Source organism: Pseudomonas sp. PDM17 (genome assembly GCF_014851985.1).
Taxonomy (GTDB): domain Bacteria; phylum Pseudomonadota; class Gammaproteobacteria; order Pseudomonadales; family Pseudomonadaceae; genus Pseudomonas.
In genome coordinates, this window is the sequence record NZ_JACVAT010000001.1 from 1,064,385 (window position 1) to 1,087,312 (window position 22,928).

The window sequence follows — 22,928 nt, forward strand, 5'->3', positions numbered from 1 at the left end:
CTTTTTCGTTTCCGCGCGGAAACTCCCGTCGTCCTTCTGTAAGACGCTGTCACAGCTCGTTCACCTTTGCCGTCTAGCTTTTTTCCTGCGGTCTTTGCTAAAACCGGATCGAACGGTCAGGAGAAGAGCCAATGGACGACTATCAGGAAGAGCTGCTGGAGCTGCACGCCGTGGAACAGGATCTGCCGGAGCCGGCCGACGACGCCACGGAGATGTGATCAGGCGCTGTGACGCTGGGCGCGGCGGAATTCTCCTGGGGTCTGTCCGCTCCAGCGCTTGAAGGCACGCTGGAAGGCCTCGGCGGAGGCGAAGCCGAGCAGGTAGGCGATCTCGCCGAAAGCCAGGTCGGTGTCGCGAATGTAGATCATCGCCAGGTCACGGCGGGTGTCGTTGAGGATGCTGCGGAACTGCGTGCCTTCCTCGGCCAGCTTGCGGCGTAGCGTCCAGGTCGGCAGCTTGAGCCGCGCGGCCACTTCCTCCAGGTCCGGTTCGCGACCGTTGAGCATCGGCCCCAGCAACTGGGCTACGCGCTCGCGCAAGCTGCGTGTACGGGTCAGTTGCTCCAGTTCCTTCTCGCAGATGTCCAGCAATTGCCGCCAGGTGCTCGGGCAGTGGTCCGGATTGGCGCGCGCCAGTGTTGCCTGGTCCAGGCGTAGCTGGTTGTGTTCGGCGCCGAACTCCACCGGGCAGCCAAGCATTTCCTCGAAGCGCGACGCCCAGGCAGGTGCCGGGTACTCGATCGCGACCTTCTCCGGGCGCAGCGGCTGCGCGCTGATACTGCCGAGCATGCTCACCCAGCCGGCCAGTACCGAATCCACCACGAAGCGGTTGTAGGCGTTGTACGGGCTGATGGAGTAGAAGCGCAGCCAGGCCCCGCTGGTGTCTTCGATGAAGCTGCTCTGGCCGCGATAGTTCTGCGCGTAGAGCGGCTCGAAGCGGATCAGCGCGCGGGCGGCGGCCCGCAGGTTGGGTGCCTGGGCGGCGGTGACGCCGGCCAGGCCGCTCTGGCTCGGTCGGCTCAACTGGCCCATGCGCAGGCCGAGGGCGGGGTCGCCGCTCTGCTGGATGGCTGCGTGGCCCAGGCGCATGTAGCGGGGGATCGACAGGCGCGCACCAGGCTCGCCCAGACGTGCCGCGTCCAGTCCGTATTGCTGGAGCAGGGGTTGCGGGGCGACGCCGCTTTCCGCCAGCGCGTCGGCGAGGCTGTGGACAAAGCCCACCGAGAGATCGCCGAGACGCATGGTCGGGCGATTCATAGCCAGAGGTTGATCAGGCGCGCGCCGGTGCCGTCGGGCGCCAGGGTATGGCTGTCGCCATTCACGACCAGGCTGCGACCGTCGCTGCCCAGGTCCCAGAGATGGCCACGGAAGAACACGGTGATGCCGGCGTGCGCGCCGCTCTCACCGAGACGGCCGGCCAGTGCCAGGCGTTCCCAGGCTTCGCCTTCGGAGAGTTCGCCGGGCTTGAGGGTCACATCGTTCGGCGTCGCGCCGCCGTTGTAGCCCTTCCACGGTTTGCTCCAGCTGCCGTTGCCGGTAAGAAAGGCCGGTACAGCAATGATGTCGGGCTTGTTCGCGGCCAGCGCGCTATAGCTGGCCGGGTACCAGCTGTCGGCGCAGACCAGCACGCCCAGGCGCCCGGCCGGGGTCTGCAGGACCTGCAGGTCGTCGGCGTCGCCGCCACGGGTGAAGCCTTTCTCGTCGTCGATGGGAAACAGCTTGCGCTGCGGCTTGCCCAGCGGCAGGCCGTCGCTGCCGAAGACCAGGCTGACGTTGTAGAGGCGGCCATTGCCCGTGCGAATCTGCCCTTCGACGATGCGCGGGTTGGGCAGCACGATGGAGCCGGCGACTATGGTGACGCCGAACTCCTTCGCCAGCGAGCCGAACAGCGTCTGGTAGTCATGGGCCATGTCCACGGCCTTCATGCGGAACAGGGCGTCGGCCATGCGATCCTCACCCTTGGCGCCGAGCCAGCCGCGCGCCAGTTTCAGCGGGTTGCTGGCAGCCATCCACTCCATGGCTTCGGCGATGTGCTCGGTCTGGTAGACCTCGGGCTTCTCGCCGGCAGCCACCAGCCAGGTGCCGATGTGCTCGGGGAAGACGACCACGGTGCGCGGGTTGATCAGCCCCTCGTCGCGGGCCTTGGCCAGGTAGGCGTGGAACTTCAGGCGCAAGCGCTCGACGCTCTGGTAGTCCTGGGTGAACAGTTCCGGCTGCACGCCCAGCAGGTTGCCGCGTTCGGACGGCTGGCCCTGGTTGAGCGAGACTTCGCTGCGCAGGTCGGACAGGTAATGGCCCACCGGGCGGCGCTCCGCCCAGCCGGCATAACCGGCGAAGAGAATGACCAGGACGAGGAAGATCAGCTTGCGCATAAAGGACGGGTACTCATGGGATGCACCACAGGGTAGGGGTTGGGCCGGGCCTTGCCAAGCTGGGGTGTCATCTTTGGTCAGTAACTTGTCATTTTCGATCATTGAGCGGCGAGGGTGCTCTCCTTAGAGTCTGCCCCATACCGACCGCGCCCCATGCCTCGCCGTTCCGCGACCGCAGGCTGAGGGCGCGGCATCATCGTGAATGCCGGAGGAACCATGACCGCCACTTACCCGCACCTGCTCGCACCGCTGGACCTGGGCTTTACCACCCTGCGCAACCGCACCCTGATGGGCTCCATGCACACCGGCCTGGAAGAGAAGCCCCAGGGCTTTGAGCGCATGGCGGCCTACTTCGCCGAGCGTGCCCGTGGCGGCGTCGGCCTGATGGTCACCGGCGGCATTGGTCCGAACGAGGAGGGTGGCGTGTACTCCGGCGCGGCCAAGCTGAGCACCGCCGAAGAAGCCGAGAAGCACAAGATCGTTACCCAGGCAGTGCACGAGGCGGGCGGCAAGATCTGCATGCAGATCCTCCACGCCGGCCGTTACGCCTACAGCCCCAAGTCCGTTGCGCCCAGCGCCATCCAGGCGCCGATCAACCCGTTCAAGCCGCGCGAGCTGGATGAAGAAGGCATCGAGAAGCAGATCGCCGATTTCGTCAATTGTTCGAGCCTGGCCCAGGTGGCCGGCTATGACGGCGTCGAGATCATGGGTTCGGAAGGCTACTTCATCAACCAGTTCCTGGTCGCCCACACCAACCACCGAACCGACCGCTGGGGCGGCAGCTACGAGAACCGCATGCGCCTGCCGGTGGAAATCGTCCGCCGCGTGCGCGAGGCCGTCGGCCCGAACTTCATCATCATCTATCGCCTGTCGATGCTTGACCTGGTGGAAGGCGGCAGCACCTGGGAAGAGATCGTCCTGCTGGCCAAGGCTATCGAGAAGGCCGGCGCGACCATCATCAACACCGGCATCGGCTGGCACGAAGCGCGTATCCCGACCATCGCCACCAAGGTGCCGCGCGCGGCTTTCACCAAGGTCACCGCCAAGCTCAAGGGCGAAGTCAGCATCCCGCTGTGCACCACCAACCGTATCAATACCCCGGAAATCGCCGAGCAGGTACTGGCCGAAGGCGACGCCGACATGGTCTCCATGGCCCGTCCGTTCCTGGCTGACCCGGACTTCGTCAACAAGGCTGCTGAAGGCCGCGCTGACGAGATCAACACCTGCATCGGCTGCAACCAGGCCTGCCTGGACCACACCTTCGGCGGCAAGCTGACCAGTTGCCTGGTGAACCCGCGTGCCTGCCATGAAACCGAGCTGAACTATATCCCGACCACCCACGTGAAGAAGATCGCCGTGGTCGGCGCCGGCCCCGCCGGCCTGTCCGCTGCCACCGTGGCGGCCGAGCGTGGCCATGAGGTGACCCTGTTCGACGCCGCCGGCGAGATCGGCGGCCAGTTCAACGTCGCCAAGCGCGTGCCGGGCAAGGAAGAGTTCTACGAGACCCTGCGCTACTTCAAGCGCAAGGTGGAAACCACCGGCGTGAACCTGCAGTTGAATACCCGCGTCAGCGTCGACGACCTGGTCAAGGGCGGCTTCGACGAGGTCATCCTCGCCACCGGCATCGTGCCGCGCACCCCGGCCATTCCCGGCATCGAGAACGCCAAGGTGATCAGCTACCTGGACGCCATCCTCGAGCGCAAGCCGGTCGGCAACAGCGCGGCGGTGATCGGCGCCGGCGGCATCGGTTTCGACGTGTCCGAGTACATCACCCATGCCGGCGAATCCACCAGCCTGGACCGCCATGCCTTCTGGCAGGAGTGGGGTATCGACGAGAACCTGGATGCCCGTGGCGGCATCGCCGGTATCCAGGCGCATCCGCACGCCGCGGCGCGCCAGGTGTTCCTGCTGCAGCGCAAGAAGTCCAAGGTCGGCGACGGCCTGGGCAAGACCACCGGCTGGATCCACCGTACCGGCCTGAAGAACAAGCAGGTACAGATGCTCAACAGCGTCGAGTACCTCAAGGTCGACAACGATGGCCTGCACATCAGCATCGCCGGCGGCGAACCGCAGGTGCTGCCGGTGGACACCGTGGTCGTCTGCGCCGGCCAGGACCCGTTGCGCGAACTGCACGACGGCCTGGTCGCTGCCGGCCAGAGCGTGCACCTGATCGGCGGCGCCGATGTGGCTGCCGAACTGGACGCCAAGCGCGCCATCAACCAGGGTTCGCGCCTGGCCGCTGAAATCTGATCCGACTGAGACCTGGATCACAAAGCCGGGCCCGGAAAAGTTCCCTTCCGGGTCCGGATATCCCTCCAGAAATCCAACCGCGTCACAGAATTCTCCAGCCGGTTAACCGCCCGGCCCAACCGCCGGAGCGGGTGCCAACCGAGTCACATTGCCTGCGACATTAATTCCCCTAGACTTGCTCGGATGTCGGGATTTTCCCGCTGTCTGGGTGCTGCATTTCTGACAGACCCTTTTTTCAGACTTCCTCCCGCACCAGCCCAGAGGTCAATCGATGAGCATGCAGAAGAAGCCTCAAATGGTGGAAGCCGTGGTCTTCTTCAACGACCGTGGCGTCTGCAGGGAAATGCTCTACCCCGAATTCGAGGCGCTGCTCGACAACGTCGTGCAGATGCCGGAATACGCCGATCAGCAGATGCAGCTCGCCTATGTGCTGATCAACCCGCGCCTGCTGGTCAAGGCGGTGGTGTTCTTCTACCTGGATTTCGACGAGAAGGGCGAAGCCGACAGAGGCTGGAACCTGCCGCTGCGCAACCTGGCCGACCGTGCCGGTCGTGGCCCCGACATGGGGGCCGGGCCTATCCGCCTGGCCTGCCGCAGCCAGTGCCCGGTGTCCTGGCACCAAATGCACCTGTGGGATCCGACCCTCGACGCTGCCCAGAACCATCTGGTTCAACTGCGTGAATCGGTGAAGCGCAACAACCTTGGCATGCTGGTGGAAGAAGAGCCTGCCGCCGTGGAGCTCGCGCGCCTGCAGATGGCCGACGAGCACCAGTGGTATGCGCCCGCCGAGGAGTCCCGCGAGGAGGCCGAAAAGCTCGCCCGCGCGATGCTCGAAGAGCACCAGCAGAAGACCGCTGCACTGCTCGGTCAGCATGAAACCCGCCTGTCGCAGATCAGCCAGCAGCACGAACAGGAACTCAGTCGCCTGAAGCTCGGTGCGCAGGAGCAGGTCAAGGTGCTGCAGGCCGAACTCGCCGTACTGCGCGAAGGCCTGAAGCGCGAGGAAGAGATCAACGCCGGCCTGCGCCGTGAACTGGATGGCCAGGCCAATGGCTTCCAGCGCGGACGCGAGGAGCTGACCGCCCAGTTGCGCCATATCGAAGAAAGCGGCCGTGACGAGCTGGAGCAACTGCGCCAGCAGATCGAGGAGGAATCGCGTACTCGCCTGGCCAGCCTGGAAGCTCGCTACAAGGAACAGATATCCGTCCGCGACGTCGAGCTGGGCTACCGCAACGAACTGGACCAGCAGTTGAAGCAGGAGAACCAGCAACTGCGCAAGGAGGCCGAGCAACTGCGCGAGGAAACCGCTCAGTTGCGCGAGCTCGCCGGGCAACTGCAGCAGGGCGCCGAGGGCTTGCGCCTGGAACTGGACGCGCTGGCAGCCAAGGCGGCCGATAGCTCGATGCTGGAGCGCCTGGCCGGCATGGGGGTGATCTTCGTGGTGTACCATCCCGGCGCCGGTCATCTGACCCTGTCGCTGCAGGATGTCGCCCGTTACCAGGAAAACCCCATGGCTTACGCCGCGGCCAAGTGCTTCGTCGCCGAAGACCAGTACCGCAGCTGGCTCGCCCATTACCAGCAACCCGCCTGCGAAGGACGGCTGTCCAACGGCGAGCGCTGCGCCATGCCCATCGACCGCGTGGAAACTCCCGGCCGCTTCGTCGAAGGCGACAGCAACTGCTGCTCCCGGCACAAGACTGCCGGCCGACTGCGCAGCGTCACCACCGGCTGACCGGGGCGCCGTGCGGTTTCCCGACTGGCGCCCCGAAGCCCCCCTGCAACGCGTCCACCTGGATTGGCTTGACCGCGCCGGCTTCGAGCTGGCGTTGTTGCGCCTGGACCTCGTGGATGCGCGGGTCTCCGGCAACAAGTGGTTCAAGCTCGCCCCTTATCTCCAGCAAGCCGCCGACCTGGGCCTGAACGGTGTGATGACCCTGGGCGGCGCTCATTCCAATCACCTGCATGCGGTAGCCGCGGCCGGTGCGCGCTTCGGCTTCGATACCGTCGGATTACTGCGTGGAGACGAGCAGGACAATCCCACAGTGGCCGACCTGCGCCAGCTCGGCATGCAGCTCCACTGGCTCGGCTACGGGGGTTATCGCCGACGGCACGACCACGATTTCTGGACGCCCTGGCGCGGGCGCTATCCGCAGTTGCTGGCGGTGGGCGAAGGCGGCGGTGGGCTTCGAGGTGCGCAGGGTTGCGCACCGTTGATTGCGCAGATACGCGGGCAACTTGGTGCTCTCGGTTGGGAGGGGTATCACCAGATCTGGGTGGCCTGTGGCACCGGCACGACCCTGGCCGGCCTGGTGCTCGGCGAGGGTGGTGCGCATCCGGTGGTCGGCGCCATGGCGGTGCCGCCGGGGCACGGTATCGAAACACAGGTGCCCGAGCTGTTAAGGGAGGGTGGCTCCAGCGATGCCGGATACCGTTTGCTGGATGCCAGCCGTGGGGGCTTCGCGCAGATCGACGCGACGCTGGCTCGCTTCATCCTGGCGACCGAAGCCGAGTGCGGCGTGCCGCTGGAGCCGCTGTACACCGGGAAGTTGCTGTTGGCGTTGCACGATGAAATCGCCGCGGGGCGCATCGCGCGCGGCACCCGCATCGTCGCCATCCACAGTGGCGGCTTGCAGGGGCGTCGGGCGCTGGATGAGAAATTGAAGGCCCTGGCGGCTCAGCGCGAATAGCCGCTGTGCACCCGTGGCCAGCGGTCACCCACGAGGAACAGGCGCTCCTGCTCCCGCCAGCGCCCTTCGTGGAACTCCATGCGCACGAGCATCTGCGGGAAGCCGTCTTCCGGCAGTTCCGCCAGCCAGGTGGCGAAGCGCTCTGTGCTCCAGCTTTCATCTTCGGCGGCCGGGGATAGCCAGCCCTTGCGCGACAGCGCCCGCCAGCCGTCCGGCTGCTGCGCCTGGTAGGCAGGCCAGGCGCGCCGATGTAGCCAGCGGCCGCGCTGGTGGTTGTCGCTGGCCCCCGCGGGCGGCGGGCAGGGTGTGGGCCAGGAATAGAACAGGTAGCCGCCGAGCCAGAGGCCCGGCCGCGGCTCGGCATGGCTGTGCTCGCGCACCACGGCCAGCCCTTCGGCGGTGGAGGAGAGCGGCAGCTGGTGCTGGTAGAAGTGCCCGATCTTGCGCAGCAGGTGGTCTTCGGCGCCCGGCCCGAGCCAGGAGTCGGGACCGTCGTCGCTGGGGCCGAGGTAGAGCTTGATGGCCAGTTCCAGGTGATGCAGGCCGTCGTCGTCCTCCAGCAACAGGTCCAGTTCGCCGAGGGTCTGGCCGTTGTCGCGCACCGGCAGGTTGGCGGCGAGCAGGCGCAGGTCCGGCGCGCGCTCCAGGGCATATTGCCAGAGGCGTTCGTAGTAGCGTCCCAGGCGTTGGTGTGGCGCAGACTCGAGTTGCACCAGCAGTTCGCCCGGCGAGCGTTCCAGTGCGCGCAACCAGTCGGCTAGCCGCGCGGGCTGCGCGTACCAGCGGCTGGCGCTCAGCGGGTGGCGCAGCGCCGGGCTGCCGGGGTGCAGCAAGGGCGGGGAGAGCAGCGTCCAGGCGAGGTCGCGGACCTGCGGCTGGCGCAGGTCGATCAACAGCTCGTCGAGCAGGGCGGTGAAGTCGGTCATGCCCCAAGCCTAGCCGCTGCACACCCGCTCCGGCCACGCTGCGGTTTGCCGCTGCTTCTGCCTTTCGCCCATAATTCCGCCATTCGAGTAGCGCAACGCCGTCCGGAGTCCCATGGAACCCTTTCGCAATATCGGCATCATCGGCCGCCTGGGCAGCACCCAGGTTCTGGAAACCATCCGTCGGCTGAAGAAATTCCTCACCGAGCGCCACCTGCATGTGATCCTCGAGGACACCATTGCCGAGGTCCTGCCGGGCCACGGTCTTCAGACCTGCTCGCGAAAGATCATGGGCGAGATCTGCGACCTGGTGATCGTGGTCGGGGGCGACGGCAGCATGCTCGGAGCCGCACGTGCGCTGGCGCGGCATAAGGTGCCGGTGCTGGGGATCAACCGTGGCAGCCTGGGCTTCCTCACCGATATCCGCCCCGACGAGCTGGAAACCAAGGTCGCCGAAGTCCTCGGCGGCCAGTACATAGTCGAGAGCCGCTTCCTGCTCGACGCGCTGGTACGCCGCCACGGCGAATCCATCGGTCAGGGCGACGCGTTGAACGACGTGGTGCTGCACCCCGGCAAGTCCACGCGGATGATCGAGTTCGAGCTGTACATCGACGGTCAGTTCGTCTGCAGCCAGAAGGCCGACGGCCTGATCGTCGCCACCCCGACCGGCTCCACCGCCTATGCGCTGTCCGCCGGCGGGCCGATCATGCATCCCAAGCTGGATGCCATCGTGGTCGTGCCGATGTACCCGCACATGCTGTCCAGCCGCCCCATCGTGGTGGACGGCAACAGCGAGCTGAAGATCGTCGTCTCACCGAACATGCAGATCTACCCGCAGGTGTCCTGCGACGGCCAGAACCACTTCACCTGCGCTCCAGGCGACACCGTCACGGTGAGCAAGAAGCCGCAGAAGCTGCGCCTGATCCACCCCATCGACCACAACTACTACGAGGTCTGCCGGACCAAGCTGGGTTGGGGCAGCCGCCTCGGGAGCAGCGAGTGATGGAACTCGACCCCGCACGTGGCTATGACCTGATCGGCGATATCCACGGCTGCGCGCACACCCTCGACCATCTGCTGGAGCGCCTCGGCTATCGCTCGCAGGGTGGCGTGTGGCGACATGCGCGACGACAGGCGCTGTTCCTGGGCGACCTCATCGACCGTGGCCCGCGCATCCGCGAGGCGCTGCACCGGGTGCATGACATGGTCGCCGCCGGCGAGGCACTGTGCATCATGGGCAACCATGAATTCAACGCGCTCGGCTGGTCCACGCCCGCCGCGCCGGGTAGTGGTCGCCAGTACGTGCGCGAGCACACGCCGCGCCACGCCCGGCTGATCCGCGAGACGCTGGAGCAGTTCGAAGGCCACCCGGCGGACTGGCGCGACTTCCTCGGCTGGTTCCAGGAGATGCCGCTGTTCCTCGATTCCGGGCGTTTCCGCATGGTCCACGCCTGCTGGGACCACGACGTGATCGACACGCTGCGCCAGCAGTTCCCTGATGGGCGCATCGACGAAGCCTTCCTCATGGCCACCGCCGAGCCGGGCAGTTTTGCCCAGCAGGCCTGCGACCGCCTGCTGCGCGGCACCGACATGCGCCTGCCCAACGGCCTGACGCTGACCGGCAGCGACGGTTTCACCCGTGCCTTCTTCCGCACCAAGTTCTGGGAAGAAGACCGCGCGCCGGAAACCTACGGCGATATCGTGTTCCAGCCCGACGCACTGCCTGACGAAGTGGCCAGCGAGCGCCTCAGCGAGGAGCAGAAGTCGCGCTTGCTGACCTACGGCGCCGACGAGCCGCTGCTGTTCGTCGGCCACTACTGGCGGCGCGGCACCCCGGCACCGATCCGCCCGAACCTCGCCTGCCTGGACTACAGCGCGGTGATGTACGGCAAGCTCGCGGCCTACCGGCTGGACGAGGAAACGCGGCTGGACCGCAACAAGTTCGTTTGGGTGGATGTGAAGCGTCCGGAGGGCGATGAGTGAGCGCAATTGAAGCGATGCGGTTGCCGGCGGCGGTCGATCTCGGGCAGTTCGTCACCCTGCTGCAGCGGCTGAACGTGCCATTCCGGGTCAGCGAGGAGTCCGGCGAGCAAGTGCTCTGGGTACCTAACTCTCAGCTGGCTGAGCAGGTACGCAGTCTGTACCAGCGTTATCCACAGGGCGATCCCGAATTTACCGTGCACGCCGAGCCCCAGCGCGGCGGGCCGGGTTTCGTCCAGCAACTGAAGATGAGCCGTATGACGGCGGCGGTGCTACTGGTGACCTTCGTGGTGGCCGCCATCACCCTGCTCGGCACTTCTCCGGAGACACTGCGCTGGTTCACCTTCCAGAATTTCCAGATGGTCGGCGAGGACCGCGCGCTGTTCTATCCGCTGTCCGACTCGCTGGCGCAGGGGCAGTGGTGGCGTCTGTTCACGCCCATGCTGATCCACTTCGGCTGGCTGCACCTGGCGATGAACGCCATGTGGTACTGGGAACTGGGGCGGCGCATCGAGTATCGCCAGGGCGCCTGGATGCTGCTGGGGCTGAGCCTGGGCTTCGGCCTGGTGTCGAATCTGGTGCAGTACGGCGTCAGTGGGCCGAGCCTGTTCGGTGGCCTGTCCGGTGTGCTTTACGGCCTGCTCGGCCACTGCTGGATCTTCCAACGCATGGCGCCGACGCCTGCCTATCACCTGCCCAAGGGCGTGGTGGCGATGATGCTGATCTGGCTGCTGGTGTGCCTGTCGGGCGTGATCGACCTGCTCGGCTTCGGCTCCATCGCCAACGGCGCCCACGTCGGCGGGCTGGTGGCGGGTTGCCTGAGTGGTCTGGTCGGCGGGCTGTTGGCGCGGCGCGCGGCGCGCTGAGCCGCATTGCGGCGTTTCATCATCGGCCGATCCTTGCCGGCTGGCGACTTCGTAGGATGGGTGGAGCCTAGGCGATACCCATGCTGTCGGTGCTGGGATCGATGGGTATCGCTTCGCTCCACGCCATCCTACGAAAGCGCCCCTGGATGAACGGGAGCTGCGCAACCGATTGACCGGCGTTCGTGCGCACAGCGCGTTCGCCCGGTAGAATGCCGGCTTCGTTTTTCCCCTGCAGGAGCCGGCCCATGTCGTCCTTCGCCGAAATGATCGAGAACATCACCCCCGAAATCTACGAGAGCCTCAAGCTGGCCGTGGAAATCGGCAAATGGCCCGACGGCCGCAAGCTGTCCGTGGAACAGAAGGAGCTGTCGCTGCAGGCCATGATCGCCTGGGAGATGGACAACCTTCCCGAGGACCAGCGTACCGGCTACATGGGCCCGCAGGCCTGCGAGTCACACGCCGAGCCGATCCCGAACATCCTCTTCTCCTCCAATTCGCTGCACTGATGGCAGGGTTTTGATGGAAGAGATTGGACGCGGCGCCCTGAGCAAGATGTCGGCGCGCCTGGAAAGCCCCGTGCAGTACGCCTTTCGCCTCGGCGAGAAGGAAGTCGCGGTAAACCCGCTGATCGGCAAGACCGTGCGCCTGGAGTACCTGGGCGAGATCAACTGCTGCCACTGCGGGCGCAAGACCAAGAAGAGCTTCGCCCAGGGGTACTGCTACCCGTGCTTCACCAAGCTGGCGCAATGCGACAGCTGCATCATGAGCCCGGAGAAGTGCCACTACGAGGACGGCTCCTGCCGCGAACCGGAGTGGGGCGAGCGCTTCTGCATGACCGACCATGTGGTCTACCTGGCCAACTCCTCGGGGGCCAAGGTCGGTATCACCCGCGCGACCCAGGTGCCGACCCGCTGGATCGACCAGGGCGCGCGCCAGGCGCTGCCGATCATGCGCGTGGCGACCCGCCAGCAGTCCGGCTTCGTCGAGGACCTGCTGCGCAGCCAGGTCACCGACCGCACCAACTGGCGCGCACTGCTCAAGGGCGAAGCCGAGCCGCTGGACCTGGTAGCCATCCGCGAGCAGATATTCGACGCCTGCGCCGAGGGCATCGTCGCCCTGCAGCAGCGCTTCGGCCTGCAGGCGATCCAGCCGGTGATCGACATGCAACCCATCGAGATCAGCTACCCGGTGGAGGCCTACCTGGCCAAGATCACCAGCTTCGATCTGGACAAGACGCCGGTGGTCGAGGGTACCCTGCAGGGTATCAAGGGCCAGTACCTGATCTTCGATACCGGCGTGATCAACGTGCGCAAGTTCACCGCGTACCAACTGGCCATCAGCGCCTGATCGAACCTGCATTGAATTTTCGGCACGAGGAACGCATCTAGGGATAGATGCGTTCCCGACTCGCCCGCGCCGTTTCCAATCGCTAGAGTCAGTATTCCTCCGGCCGGCCCATCCTGCCTGCCGCCTTCCAAGGGGCCAAAAGCCATGCGTACCGAGCAACCGAAAGTCATCTACCTCAAGGATTATCAGGCGCCCGAGTACCTGATCGACGAGACCAACCTGACCTTCGAGCTGTACGAGGACCACACCCTGGTCCACGCCCAGCTGGTGATGCGCCGCAACCCGGAGCGCGGCGACGGCTTGCCGCCGCTGGTGCTCGACGGCCAGCAGCTGGAGCTGCTGTCGGTGGCGCTGGACGACCAGACCCTCGAAGCCGGCCAGTACCAGCAGGACGAGAACCACCTGACCCTGCAGCCGACTGCGAAGACCTTCACCGTCGACAGCACCGTGCGCATCCATCCGGAAAGCAACACTGCGCTGGAAGGCCTGTACAAGTCCGGCAAGATGTTCTGCACCCAGTGCGAGGCCGAAGGTTTCCGCAAGATCACCTACTACCTCGACCGCCCGGACGTGATGAGCAGCTTCACCACCACGCTGTCGGCCGAGCAGCACCAGTATCCGGTGCTCCTGTCCAACGGCAACCCGGTGGCCAGCGGCTCGGAAGAGGGCGGCCGCCACTGGGCGACCTGGCAGGACCCGTTCAAGAAGCCGGCCTACCTGTTCGCCCTGGTCGCCGGTGACCTCTGGTGCGTGGAAGACCAGTTCACCACCATGAGCGAGCGCGAAGTCACCCTGCGCATCTATGTCGAGCCGGAGAACATCGACAAGGTCCAGCACGCCATGGACAGCCTGAAGAACTCGATGCGCTGGGACGAGAAGGTCTACGGCCGCGAGTACGACCTGGACATCTTCATGATCGTCGCGGTCAACGACTTCAACATGGGCGCCATGGAGAACAAGGGCCTCAACATCTTCAACTCCAGCTGCGTACTGGCCAAGGCCGAGACCGCCACCGATGCCGCGCACCAGCGCGTCGAAGGTGTCGTCGCCCACGAGTACTTCCACAACTGGTCGGGCAACCGCGTGACCTGCCGCGACTGGTTCCAGCTGTCGCTCAAGGAAGGCTTCACCGTGTTCCGCGACAGCGAGTTTTCCGCCGACATGAACTCGCGCACCGTCAAGCGCGTTGAGGACGTGGCCTTCCTGCGCACCAACCAGTTTGCCGAGGACGCCGGTCCCATGGCGCACCCGGTGCGCCCGGATTCCTTCATCGAGATTTCCAACTTCTACACCCTGACCGTCTACGAGAAGGGTTCGGAAGTGGTGCGCATGATCCACACCCTGCTGGGCGCCGAAGGCTTCCGCAAGGGCACCGACCTGTACTTCGATCGCCATGACGGCCAGGCCGTGACCTGCGACGACTTCGTCAAGGCCATGGAAGATGCCAACGGCGTCGACCTGACCCAGTTCAAGCGCTGGTACAGCCAGTCCGGCACCCCGCGCCTGGCGGTGGAGGAAAGCTTCGACGCTGCGGCGCAGAGCTACACCCTGAACTTCCGCCAGAGCTGCCCGGCCACGCCGGGGCAGAGCGAGAAGCAGCCCTTCGTCATTCCGGTGCAGATGGGCCTGATCGATAAGCTGGGCAACGCCCTGTCGCTGCGCCTGCAGGGCGAAGAGCACGCCCACGGCAGCGATCGCGTGCTGCAGGTCACCGAGGCCGAACAGTCCTTCACCTTCGTCGGCCTGGCTGAGAAGCCGTTGCCGTCGCTGCTGCGTGGCTTCTCCGCGCCGGTGAAGCTGAGCTTCCCGTACAACCGCGACCAGCTGATGTTCCTCATGCAGCACGACGAGGACGGCTTCAACCGCTGGGAGGCCGGCCAGCAGCTGTCCGTGCAGGTCCTGCAGGAACTGATCGGCCAGCACCAGCGTGGCGAGAAGCTTGTCCTGGATGATCGCCTGATCACCGCTTTCCGCACCTTGCTGCTGGATACCGGCCTGGATCAGGCCATGGTTGCCGAGATGCTTTCGCTGCCCAGCGAAGCCTACCTCACCGAGATCAGCGAAGTGGCTGACGTCGAAGCCATCCACGCCGCCCGCGAATTCGCCCGCCAGCAGATCGGCGCGGCGCTGCACGAGCCGCTGTGGGAGCGCTACCAGGCCAACCGAAAGCAGTCCCGCGAGACCGCCTACGTCGCCGAAGCTTCGCATATCGCCCGCCGCAGCCTGCAGAACATTGCGCTGTCCTACCTCATGCAGAGCGGCAAGGCCGAAGTGCTCGCCGCCTGCCAGGAGCAGTACAAGGAGTGCGACAACATGACCGAGCGCCTGACCGCGCTGGCCGTGCTGGTCAACTCGTCCTTCGAGAGTGAAAAGGCCGAGGGGCTGGCGATGTTCGCCGACTACTTCAAGGACGACCCGCTGGTGATGGACCAGTGGTTCAGCGTCCAGGCCGGCTGCACCCTGCCGGGCGGGCTGGAGCGTGTACAGGAACTGATGAAGCATTCGGCCTTCACCCTGAAGAACCCGAACAAGATCCGCGCGCTGATCGGCGCCTTCGCCAACCAGAACGCGGTGAACTTCCACCGCGCAGACGGCGCCGGCTACCGCTTCCTGGCCGACCAGATCATCACCCTCAACGCGCTCAACCCGCAGATCGCCTCGCGCCTGCTGACCCCGCTGACCCGCTGGCGCAAGTACGCGCCGGCGCGTCAGGCGCTGATGAAGGCCGAGCTGGAGCGCATCCTCGCGTCCGGCGAGCTGTCCAGCGATGTATACGAAGTAGTCAGCAAGAGCCTCGCGTAACACACCCGCCGCGCTCCGTTCCAGGGGCGCAATGCACTTTCGAAAAGGTGTTACCAACTTTTGTTGGTAACACCTTTTTGTTACCTATCGAAATTAACCGATATCATTCTTATCGCTTTGTGATATTGGGCGAAAAACGCCGATGTGTCTGCGTCGCGCCTTCAGGGGCCGATTGCGCCATCAGGGATGGCAAATGGCGCAATCGGCCACTTGATTTGATCAGTGAACGACCAGTCACAAAAAGTAGCGCGCAGATTCTTTATTTTTTGTAAGCAGAATCGGATACATCGGTGCTGTTGGCACTGGGGTTGCACCGACGGACCCCGCTTAGCCTTTGCCCGTCCGATGGGGCGGGAGGCATGTCGAGCACCTTGGGGGAGTTTCCTTCAGATCGACGACAACAAGGCCGTGGAATAACGGCTGAAAACGGTGAACCGCCCGCAGTGGCGGCACCGCCAAAGAATGATCAGTCCATGGAGTGAGTCCTAATGGAAATCCCAGTTCGCAAGCCCGTCTTGCGTTTTGCGCCTGCTCGTGCGGGCTTCGCCCTGGCAGGCATTCTGCCTCTGCTGATGTCCGCCCCGGCGACCGCCGTGGAGTTCAGCTTCCTCGACAACGAGGTGACCGGCTCGCTGGACAGCACCGTTTCCTATGGCGCTCTGTGGCGCGTGCAGGGCCAGGACAAGACCAACAACGACATCAACGGCAACGACGGCAACCGCAACTTCGACACCGGCCTGGTTTCCGAGGTGTACAAGATCACTTCCGACCTGGAAGCGACCTACAAGAACTACGGCCTGTTCGTACGTGGCTCGGCTTTCTATGACACTCAGATCATGGACAAGCGCAACGACTACTACGACAACAACCATCCGGCGCAGCCGAGCCAGACCTACCCCAACAGCGACCGCTTCACCAGCGAGACCCGCGACGCCGCCGGCAACCGCGCCGAGATCCTCGATGCCTACGTCTATGGCAACTGGGACGTGGCCGACCACCCGCTGACCGCGCGCCTGGGTCGCCAGGTGTTCAACTGGGGCGAGGGCATCTTCTATCGCGGTGGCGTCAACACCACCAACCCGGTGGACGCCGCCAAGTTCCGCCTGCCTGGCTCCGAACTGAAGGAAGTGCTGATGCCGGTTGAAGCCGCGAGCTTCAACATCGGCCTGACCGACAACCTGTCGATGGACGCCTTCTACCAGTGGAACTGGAAAGAGACCCGCATCGACCCGGTCGGTACCTTCTTCTCCGAGACCGATCTGTTCGCCGACGGCGGCAACACGGCCTACACCACCGTGGGTGCGCTCTCCAACCCGCTGTTCCAGACCCTCTACCCGCAGCTGTCGGCAGCCCATGTGGGCGGCCTGCAGGGCACCGGCTACCTGGACTCCAATGGCGTGTTCAAGGTCGCCAACGTCGGCAAGGACATCAACGCCAAGAACGATGGCCAGTTCGGCGTGGCCTTCCACTACGTGGCCGAAGAACTGAACTCCACTGAGTTCGGCTTCTACTTCGTGAACTACCACTCGAAAGAGCCGACCATCTACGCTGACCTGAACAGCGATTACGCCGGCGTGAACCTCGACCAGCTGGCCGGCATTGGCGGCTTCAGCTCCTACGACCAGCTGGTCTCGGCAGCAGGCGGCGGCAACGCCCTGGCCGGGCAGGTGCTGAGCCTGGTCAACGGCGCGACCTCCGTGGACGTAGCCAACCAGGTCAACGCCCGCCGCGAGTACGTCGAGAACATCCGCATGTACGGCCTCAGCTTCAACACCACCGTGGGCGACGCCTCGGTATTCGGTGAGCTGGCCTACCGCCCGAACCTGCCGATCGGCATCGCCACCACCAACGACCTGCTCGGCGACCTGCTGGTCCAGGCTCCGGGTCTGGCCAGCGGGAAGAGCGTGAACATCGGTGGTGGTCAGGTCTCGATGAGCGACCAGATCCACAACTACGAGCGTGTCGAGGCCTTCAACACCTCGCTGGGCACCATCTACAACTTCGGTCCGTCGCTGTCCTTCGACTCGCTGATGGGCGTGGCGGAGCTGGCTTCCGAGCACCTGCGCGGCAGCAACCTGCAGTACACCGCTTACGACGGTTCGACCCGCTACTACTCCGGTCGCAGCAACGGCGCCTACATCTCCGGCTACGACCGCGACGATCAGGTGAACAAGAACGCCTACGGCTACACCCTGCTGCTGTCGGGTACCTGGAACGACGTCTTCGCCGGTGTGAACATCTCGCCCTACGCCGTCTACAAGGACGACTTCGAAGGCAACTCCTACCAGACCGGCAACTTCATCGAAGGCCGCAAGGCCTACACCCTGGGCGTCAAGGCGACCTACCTGAACGCCCTGGAAGCCGAGTTGCAATACACCGAGTTCTACGGCGCCGGGCAGAACAACGCCGCACGCGACCGCGACAACGTGGGCTTCAACGTCAAGTACTCGTTCTAACGAAAACAGATCCTATGAAAGCCGCGCGGCGGGGTTCAGAAGTACCCGCCGCGCACACCTCACGGAGAAGCAACATGCGCAACATGCGTACCCTGGTTGGCGCCGCAGTGGCCCTGGCCCTGTCGGCCGGCAGCGCCCTGGCAGCGGTTTCCCCGCAGGACGCGGCCAAGCTGCAGTCGACCCTGACCCCGATGGGCGCGGAAAAGGCCGGCAACGCCGCCGGCACCATTCCGGCCTGGACCGGTGGCATCACCCAGGCGCCGGCCGGCTACAAGCCGGGCCAGCACCACATCGACCCGTTTGCCGCCGACAAGCCGCTGTACACCATCACCAAGGCGAACCTGGACCAGTACAAGGCCAACCTGACCCCGGGCACCCTGGCGTTGTTCGCCACCTACCCGGACACCTTCCAGATGCCGGTGTACCCGAGCCGCCGCAGTGGTTCGGCTCCGCAGTGGGTGTATGACAACACCCTGAAGAACGCCACCAGCGCCAAGCTGGCCGAGGGCGGCAACGGCTTCGTCGATGCCTTCGGCGGTATTCCGTTCCCGATCCCGCAGAGCGGCGTGGAGGCGGTGTGGAACCACATCGCTCGCTACCGCGGCACCTTCATCGTGCGTCGTGCGTCCGAAGTGGCTGTGCAGCGCAACGGTGACTACTCGCTGGTGACCTCGCAGCAGGAAGCACTGTTCAAGTACTACGTCCAGGGCAAGAGCTTCGCTGACCTGAACAACCTGCTGTTCTACTACCTGTCGTTCACCAAGAGCCCGGCTCGCCTGGCCGGTGGTGCCGCGCTGGTCCACGAGACCCTGGATCAGGTGAAGGAACCGCGTCAGGCCTGGGGCTACAACGCTGGCCAGCGCCGCGTGCGCCGTGCGCCGAACCTGGCCTACGACACCCCGATCGCCGCCGCTGACGGCCTGCGTACCGCCGACGACACCGACATGTTCAACGGCTCGCCGGATCGCTACGAGTGGAAACTGATCGGCAAGAAGGAAATGTACATCCCGTACAACAACTACAAGGTTTCCAGCCCTGAGGTTAAGTACAAGGATCTGCTGACCCCCAGTCACCTGAACCCGAAGTACACCCGCTACGAACTGCACCGCGTGTGGGTCGTCGAAGGCACCCTGAAGCCGGGCTCGCGCCACATCTACTCCAAGCGCGTGCTGTTCCTGGACGAAGACAGCTGGGGCGCCGCCGAAGTCGACCAGTACGACGGTCGCGGCGAGCTGTGGCGTGTCTCGCTGGCCTACCTGAAGAACTACTACGAGCTGCCCACCACCTGGACCGCTCTGGATACCTTCCACGACCTGCAGGCCCGTCGCTACCACGTACAGAACCTGGACAACGAAGAGCCGAGCACCATCGACTTCGGCCAGGCCGTGCCGGACGACTCCTACTTCAGCCCGTCCGCACTGCGTCGCCGCGGCACTCGCTGAGTTCGTGTCATGTCTGAAAGAGCCCGCCCTTCGGCGGGCTTTTTCATTTGTGGCAGAAAAGTCGCCAGAACCTGTAGGGCGAAGGCGAAAAGTGTTACCGCTCACCCCGCTGAAAGCCGCCAGCCGCGCGCCTTTCGGCTGAGATGGCAAAACGCAGTCATCCTTTCGAGTGAGGCGGCCAGGGCTTAACAAAAGATAACGTGCCGTTAATTGTCAGCCTCGGAAAAGGCTGGCTATATAGCTCCAAACTACATACCGCCTGCATAAGAAAAAGAGGTAAAGGCATATGCGTGAGCCCCTGTGGCGCACTTCGAGCGAGCAGCCCGTATCGGGAGTGCGAAGCTCTTTCCCGATGTCGCGCAAGACGGTTTCCCTGCTCGGCGCGCTTTCCTTCCTGATGATGTCCCTGGCTCCGCTGCATGCCGTTGCCGCGACGGACGCCGCCAGTGATTCCAACTCGATCGTTTCCGCCAAGGCCTCCAGCAGCCTGCTGCTGAGCATTGCCCATGCCGGCAAGCGTCTGGTCGCGGTGGGTGATCACGGGCACATCCTCTATTCCGACGACGCAGGCAAGAGCTGGACCCAGGCCACCGTGCCGACCCGCCAGTTGCTGACCTCGGTGTTCTTCATCAGCGACAAGAAGGGCTGGGCCGTCGGCCATGATGCCCAGGTCCTGGCCACCACCGATGGCGGCACCACCTGGGTGCGCCAGTTCGAGGACCTCAAGCGCGAAGCGCCGCTGCTGGACATCTGGTTCCAGGACGAAAACCACGGCATGGCCGTGGGCGCCTATGGCGCGCTGCTGGAAACCACCGACGGCGGCCAGCACTGGGAAGACGTCAGCGATCGCCTGGACAACGAAGACCAGTTCCACCTCAACGCCATCACGGCGGTGAAGGATTCCGGCCTGTTCGTGGTCGGCGAGGCGGGCAGCATGTTCCGCTCCAAGGACTGGGGCGAGACCTGGGAAAAACTCCAGGGCCCGTACGAAGGCTCGCTGTTCGGCGCCACCGGCACCACCCAGGCCGGCACCGTCCTGGCCTACGGTCTGCGTGGCCACCTGTTCCGCTCCACCGATTTCGGCGGCACCTGGCAGCAGGTCAGCCTGCCCACCGCCAACGGCGGCGAGCTGGAGTTCGGCCTCTCCGAAGGCAGCCTGCTGGATGACGGCACCATCGTCGTCGTCGGCCATGGCGGCAGCGTGCTGGAGAGCAAGGACGACGGCGTGAGCTTCAGTGTCGTCAACCGTCCGGATCGCCTGTCCCTCGCGGGCGTGAGCGCGGCCGGCAATGGCAACCTGGTCCTGGTCGGCCAGGGCGGTATCCACCTGGCTTCGGCGACCGGCGCCGAGCTGACAGAACAACAAAAAGCCGGGGAGCCGCAATGAACGCTCTGAACAAGCATCAACAGGACAAGGCGACTTTCCTGGAACGCATCATCTTCACCCACCGGCCGTTCGTGATCATCGCGTGCCTGCTGGTGACCGTCTTCCTCGCCTGGTCGGCCACGCAAGTGCGTCCGTCCACCAGCTTCGAGAAGATGATCCCGCTGCAGCACCCGTTCATCCAGAACATGCTGGAGCACCGCAACGACCTGGCCAACCTCGGCAACACCGTGCGCATCTCGGTGGAAGCGGTGAATGGCGACATCTTCACCAAGGAGTACATGGAGACGCTGCGGCAGATCCATGACGAGGTCTTCTACATCCCCGGCGTCGACCGCTCCGGCATGAAGTCGCTGTGGAGCCCGAGCGTGCGCTGGACCGAAGTGACCGAGGAAGGCTTCGCCGGTGGCGAGGTGATCCCGCAGACCTACGACGGTTCCGCCAAGGCCCTGGACCTGCTGCGCAACAACGTGCTCAAGTCAGGCCAGATCGGCCGCCTGGTGGCCAACAACTTCAAGTCGAGCATCGTCGACGTGCCGCTGCTGGAGGTCTACCCGGACCCGAAGGACCAGGGCAAGCTGATGAAGCTGGACTACCGCCAGTTCTCCCATGAGCTGGAAGAGAAGATCCGCGACAAGTACCAGCTGCAGAACCCCAACGTGAAGATCCACATCACCGGCTTCGCCAAGAAGGTCGGTGACCTGATCGATGGCCTGCTGATGGTGGTCGGCTTCTTCGGCATCTGCTTCGTCATCACCCTGGTGCTGCTGCTGTGGTTCACCAAGTGCGTGCGCTCCACCATCGCCGTGCTGTCCACCACCCTGGTGGCGGTGATCTGGCAGCTGGGCCTGCTGCACATCATCGGCTTCGGGCTGGACCCGTACTCGATGCTGGTGCCGTTCCTGATCTTCGCCATCGGTATTTCCCATGGCGTGCAGAAGATCAACGGTATCGCCCTGCAGTCCAGTGACGCGGAAACCCCGCTGCTGGCCGCCCGCCGCACCTTCCGCCAGCTGTTCCTGCCGGGCATGATCGCGATCCTCGCGGACGCCGTGGGCTTCATCACCCTGCTGGTGATCGACATCGGCGTGATCCGCGAACTGGCCATCGGCGCGTCCATCGGCGTGGCGGTGATCGTGTTCACCAACCTGATCCTGCTGCCAGTTGCCATTTCCTACATCGGCATCAGCAAGAAGGCGGTACAGCGCAGCAAGGAAGACGCCGTGCGCGACCATCCCTTCTGGCGTGCGCTGTCCAACTTCGCCAGCCCGTCCGTGGCCCCGATCTCCGTGGTCATCGCCCTGGCGATGTTCGCCGGCGGCATGTGGCAGGGTCATCACCTGAAGATCGGCGACCTCGACCAGGGCGCGCCGGAGCTGCGTCCGGACTCGCGCTACAACCTGGACAACGACTTCATCATCCGCAACTACTCGACCAGCTCCGACGTGCTGGTGGTGATGGTGGCGTCCGAGGCCGAAGGCTGCTCCACCCACAAGACCCTGTCCGCCATCGACGAGCTGGCCTGGCGCCTGGAGAACACCCAGGGCGTGCAGTCGGCCATCTCCCTGGTCACCGTCTCCAAGCAGATGATCAAGGGCATGAACGAAGGCAACCTGAAGTGGGAGTCGCTGTCGCGCAACCAGGACGTGCTGAACAACTCCATCAGCCGCGCCGAAGGCCTGTTCAACAGCAACTGCTCGCTGGCACCCCTGCTGGTGTTCCTCAACGACCACAAGGCCGAGACCCTCGACCGCGCCGTGGCCGTCGTTCAGGACTTCGCCAAGGCCAACGAGAAGGACGACCTGAAGTTCAAGCTCGCCGCCGGTAACGCCGGTATCGAGGCCGCCACCAACGACGTGATCAAGCACTCGGAACTGACCATCCTGATCCTGGTGTACATCTGCGTTGCGCTGATGTGCCTGATCACCTTCCGCTCCTTCGCCGCGACCCTGTGCATCGTGCTGCCGCTGATCCTCACCTCGGTGCTGGGCAACGCGCTGATGGCGACCCTGGGCATCGGCGTGAAGGTGGCGACCCTGCCGGTGATCGCGCTGGGCGTGGGTATCGGCGTGGACTACGGCATCTACATCTACACCCGCCTGGAGTCCTTCCTGCGCCAGGGCCTGTCCCTGCAGGAAGCCTACTACGAGACCCTGAAGTCCACTGGCAAAGCAGTACTGTTCACCGGCCTGTGCCTGGCCATCGGCGTAGCCACCTGGATCTTCTCGGCGATCAAGTTCCAGGCCGACATGGGCCTGATGCTGACCTTCATGCTCCTCTGGAACATGTTCGGCGCCCTGTGGCTGCTGCCGGCGCTGGCGCGCTTCCTGATCAACCCGGAGAAGGTGCGTCAGAAGAAGGCTTCGATCCTGGTTCACTGATCGACGCTCGAGCAATAAAGAACGCGGCCCTCGGGCCGC

General features: G+C 64.7%; 16 protein-coding genes. 13 read left to right on the forward strand and 3 right to left on the reverse strand.

Annotation, left to right across the window (positions count from 1 at the left end; genetic code table 11):
• Nucleotides 1–218: 218 nt before the first annotated feature.
• The gene (locus IB256_RS05220; RefSeq protein ID WP_192401522.1) at nucleotides 219–1,256 is read right to left on the reverse strand and encodes an AraC family transcriptional regulator; all 1,038 of its coding nucleotides are present in this window, start codon (nucleotides 1,254–1,256) and stop codon (nucleotides 219–221) included.
• On the reverse strand, nucleotides 1,253–2,371 hold the full coding sequence (locus tag IB256_RS05225; protein ID WP_192401524.1) for a carbon-nitrogen hydrolase family protein: 1,119 nt from the start codon (nucleotides 2,369–2,371) through the stop codon (nucleotides 1,253–1,255). Before IB256_RS05225 ends, IB256_RS05220 begins: the two co-directional genes overlap by 4 nt.
• A gap of 216 nt (nucleotides 2,372–2,587) precedes the next feature.
• Between IB256_RS05225 and IB256_RS05230 the strand changes: the two genes are divergently transcribed.
• The 3 genes from IB256_RS05230 to IB256_RS05240 all read left to right on the forward strand — a co-directional run bounded on the left by IB256_RS05230 (nucleotide 2,588) and on the right by IB256_RS05240 (nucleotide 7,308).
• A complete protein-coding gene (locus IB256_RS05230; protein ID WP_192290870.1) occupies nucleotides 2,588–4,621 on the forward strand; it encodes an FAD-dependent oxidoreductase in 2,034 nt (677 codons plus the stop codon).
• 271 nt (nucleotides 4,622–4,892) lie between these two features.
• Nucleotides 4,893–6,353 (forward strand): chromosome partitioning protein ParA, encoded by a 1,461-nt coding sequence (locus IB256_RS05235; protein ID WP_192401526.1) that lies wholly within the window; start codon nucleotides 4,893–4,895, stop codon nucleotides 6,351–6,353.
• Between the two features lie 10 nt (nucleotides 6,354–6,363).
• Nucleotides 6,364–7,308, forward strand: coding sequence for a 1-aminocyclopropane-1-carboxylate deaminase/D-cysteine desulfhydrase (locus IB256_RS05240; protein ID WP_192290866.1), 945 nt, complete (start codon nucleotides 6,364–6,366; stop codon nucleotides 7,306–7,308).
• Here IB256_RS05240 and IB256_RS05245 read toward each other — a convergent pair.
• Nucleotides 7,296–8,234, reverse strand: coding sequence for a DUF1853 family protein (locus IB256_RS05245; protein WP_192290864.1), 939 nt, complete (start codon nucleotides 8,232–8,234; stop codon nucleotides 7,296–7,298). The genes IB256_RS05240 and IB256_RS05245 overlap by 13 nt on opposite strands.
• Nucleotides 8,235–8,346: 112 nt before the next feature.
• Between IB256_RS05245 and IB256_RS05250 the strand changes: the two genes are divergently transcribed.
• The 10 genes from IB256_RS05250 to IB256_RS05295 all read left to right on the forward strand — a co-directional run bounded on the left by IB256_RS05250 (nucleotide 8,347) and on the right by IB256_RS05295 (nucleotide 22,889).
• Nucleotides 8,347–9,234: an NAD(+) kinase gene (locus tag IB256_RS05250; RefSeq protein ID WP_017519352.1), complete on the forward strand. Its 888-nt coding sequence runs from the start codon at nucleotides 8,347–8,349 to the stop codon at nucleotides 9,232–9,234.
• Complete coding sequence (locus tag IB256_RS05255) at nucleotides 9,234–10,214, forward strand: metallophosphoesterase (RefSeq protein ID WP_138214996.1); 981 nt, start codon at nucleotides 9,234–9,236, stop codon at nucleotides 10,212–10,214. Before IB256_RS05250 ends, IB256_RS05255 begins: the two co-directional genes overlap by 1 nt.
• Entirely contained in the window at nucleotides 10,211–11,077 is an 867-nt protein-coding gene (locus IB256_RS05260) for a rhomboid family intramembrane serine protease (RefSeq protein WP_192401533.1), read from the forward strand. The genes IB256_RS05255 and IB256_RS05260 overlap by 4 nt, the downstream gene beginning before the upstream one ends.
• A gap of 245 nt (nucleotides 11,078–11,322) precedes the next feature.
• Entirely contained in the window at nucleotides 11,323–11,583 is a 261-nt protein-coding gene (locus tag IB256_RS05265; protein WP_138214994.1) for a YeaC family protein, read from the forward strand.
• A gap of 13 nt (nucleotides 11,584–11,596) precedes the next feature.
• Complete coding sequence (locus IB256_RS05270) at nucleotides 11,597–12,424, forward strand: DUF2797 domain-containing protein (protein ID WP_192290860.1); 828 nt, start codon at nucleotides 11,597–11,599, stop codon at nucleotides 12,422–12,424.
• Nucleotides 12,425–12,568: 144 nt separating this feature from the next.
• Nucleotides 12,569–15,226: an aminopeptidase N gene (pepN, locus tag IB256_RS05275; protein ID WP_192401535.1), complete on the forward strand. Its 2,658-nt coding sequence runs from the start codon at nucleotides 12,569–12,571 to the stop codon at nucleotides 15,224–15,226.
• Nucleotides 15,227–15,714: 488 nt separating this feature from the next.
• On the forward strand, nucleotides 15,715–17,682 hold the full coding sequence (locus IB256_RS05280) for a DUF1302 domain-containing protein (RefSeq protein ID WP_192290838.1): 1,968 nt from the start codon (nucleotides 15,715–15,717) through the stop codon (nucleotides 17,680–17,682).
• A 74-nt stretch (nucleotides 17,683–17,756) separates the two neighbouring features.
• On the forward strand, nucleotides 17,757–19,124 hold the full coding sequence (locus IB256_RS05285; protein WP_081519388.1) for a DUF1329 domain-containing protein: 1,368 nt from the start codon (nucleotides 17,757–17,759) through the stop codon (nucleotides 19,122–19,124).
• Nucleotides 19,125–19,410: 286 nt separating this feature from the next.
• Nucleotides 19,411–20,511: a YCF48-related protein gene (locus IB256_RS05290; protein WP_192401537.1), complete on the forward strand. Its 1,101-nt coding sequence runs from the start codon at nucleotides 19,411–19,413 to the stop codon at nucleotides 20,509–20,511.
• Nucleotides 20,508–22,889, forward strand: a complete 2,382-nt coding sequence (locus IB256_RS05295) for an efflux RND transporter permease subunit (RefSeq protein ID WP_081519390.1) — start codon at nucleotides 20,508–20,510, stop codon at nucleotides 22,887–22,889. The genes IB256_RS05290 and IB256_RS05295 overlap by 4 nt, the downstream gene beginning before the upstream one ends.
• Nucleotides 22,890–22,928: the final 39 nt, after the last annotated feature.